The organism is Streptomyces sp. NPDC087906 (assembly GCF_055584925.1).
Genome location: NZ_JBVJLC010000025.1, coordinates 1 through 2237, shown reverse-complemented (window position 1 = coordinate 2237; position 2237 = coordinate 1). Strand labels below are relative to the sequence as shown.

Below are 2237 nucleotides of genomic sequence, written 5' to 3'. Positions count from 1 at the left end.
AAGGCTTTTTCTATGCGGATCAATGCCTTTACCCTGATAGACGTCAAATAGCCTGAGGTCTGTCAGCCATTCCCCTGCATTTTCACGGATTACATCCAGAACGGCAGTGGCGGCCACTTCACGGTCAGCGATCAGCGCCAGGTCGCGACGCACTTCAGGGAAGCGCGACAACTCGCTGAATTTAGGCATCTTGCCCGCGGCGACTTCAGCCAGGACCAGCTCGAAAACGAAGACTGGGCGGTCCAGCCCCAGGGTTTTCGACAGTTCAGGGTGAATAGCCCCCACGAAACCCACCAGGCGACCTTCGCGCTCAATGCGTGCAGTCTGGCCCGGATGCAGTGCCGGATGCTGACCCGGTACAAAAGTGAAGTCATCCAGCGCACCGGCAAAGCCCAATACTGCTTCCACGTCGGCCTTGACGTCGAAGAAGTCCACGCCATCGCGGCCCTGCGCCCAGCCTTCCGGCAGACGGCTGCCACAGACCACGCCCGCCAGCATTGGCTCTTGCTTGAGGCCGTCGAGTTGACCGACGAAACGCAGGCCGCTTTCGAACATGCGCACGCGGTCTTGCTGACGGTTCAGGTTGTGGGAAAGCGCCTTCACCAAGCCAGGCCACAGCGACGAACGCATGGCAGCCATGTCATTGGAGATCGGATTGGCCAACAGCAGCGGCTCGACCCCCGGGTTGAACAGTTCGAACTGCTTCGGGTCGATGAAGCTGTAGGTCACCGCTTCCTGGTAGCCACGGGCAACCAGCAGACGGCGCAACTCAGGCAAGTGCGCACGCGCCTCGGCCTTGGGTTGTGGTGCCAGGCGCGCTTGCGGGTAGCGAACCGGCAGACGGTTGTAACCGTATAGACGCGCCAGTTCTTCGATCAGGTCGACTTCCAGGCTGATATCGAAGCGATGGCTTGGCACTTCAACGTGCCACTGCCCTTCCCCACCGGCGGTAATACCCAGGCCGAGAGCGGACAACAGTTGCTCGATTTCAGCCGGCGCGATCACCAGGCCGAGCATCTGCTCGACGCTTTTGGCACGCAGGGTAATCGGCGCAATGGACGGCAGGTACTGCTCACTGACGGTTTCAGTGATCGGACCCGCTTCACCACCGGTGATTTCCAGCAGCAGGCCCGTGGCGCGCTCCATGGCTTCACGGGCGAGTTTCCAGTCCACACCACGCTCGTAGCGGTGCGAGGCATCGGTGTGCAGGCCGTAGGAACGCGCCTTGCCAGCGATGGCGATCTGGTCGAAAAACGCGCTCTCCAGAAAGATATCGCGGGTAGTCGCGGATACACCGCTGTGCTCGCCACCCATCACGCCAGCAATGGCCAGGGCGCGGGAATGGTCGGCGATTACCAGGGTATCGGCACGCAGGCTGACTTCCTGGCCATCGAGCAGCACCAGCTTCTCGCCTTCTTCGGCCATGCGTACGCGGATGCCACCGTTGATTTCGGCGAGATCGAACGCGTGCAGCGGTTGGCCCAATTCCAACATCACGTAGTTGGTGATGTCGACAGCGGCATCGATGCTGCGCACGTCAGCGCGACGCAGACGCTCGACCATCCACAGCGGAGTAGGCTTGGACAGGTCGACGTTACGGATTACCCGACCCAGGTAACGTGGGCAGGCGTTGGGCGCCAGCACTTCGATCGAGCGCACTTCATCGTGCACTGCCGCTACGGGAGCGACCACGGGGCGGGTCACGGGGGCGTTGTACAGCGCACCCACTTCACGGGCCAGGCCGGCCAGGGACAGGCAGTCGCCACGGTTCGGGGTCAGGTCGACCTCGATGCTGGCGTCTTCCAGTTCCAGGTAGACACGAATGTCCTGGCCAACCGGTGCGTCGGCCGGCAGCTCCATCAAGCCGTCGTTGCCCTCGCCCACCTGCAGCTCGGCCTGGGAGCACAGCATGCCGTTGGACTCGACGCCACGCAGCTTGGCCTTCTTGATCTTGAAGTCGCCTGGCAGCTCGGCACCGATCATGGCGAACGGGATCTTCAGGCCCGGGCGCACGTTAGGCGCTCCGCACACGACCTGGAAGGTCTGCGCGCCATTACTGACCTGGCACACACGCAATTTGTCGGCGTCTGGATGTTGCTCGGTGCTCAGCACCTCGCCCACCACCACGCCACTGAAAACACCGGCGGCCGGCGTCACGCTATCGACCTCAAGGCCGGCCATCGACAGACGAGCAACCAGCTCGTCGCGACCTACCTGCGGGCTTACCCAGCCACGCC

General features: G+C 62.6%; 1 protein-coding gene. It reads right to left on the bottom strand.

Annotated features, from left to right (window positions below; all coding sequences use genetic code 11):
• On the bottom strand, positions 1–2237 hold a 2237-nt coding region (pheT, locus tag ACZ63I_RS34980; RefSeq protein ID WP_469343576.1), incomplete at both ends, for a phenylalanine--tRNA ligase subunit beta.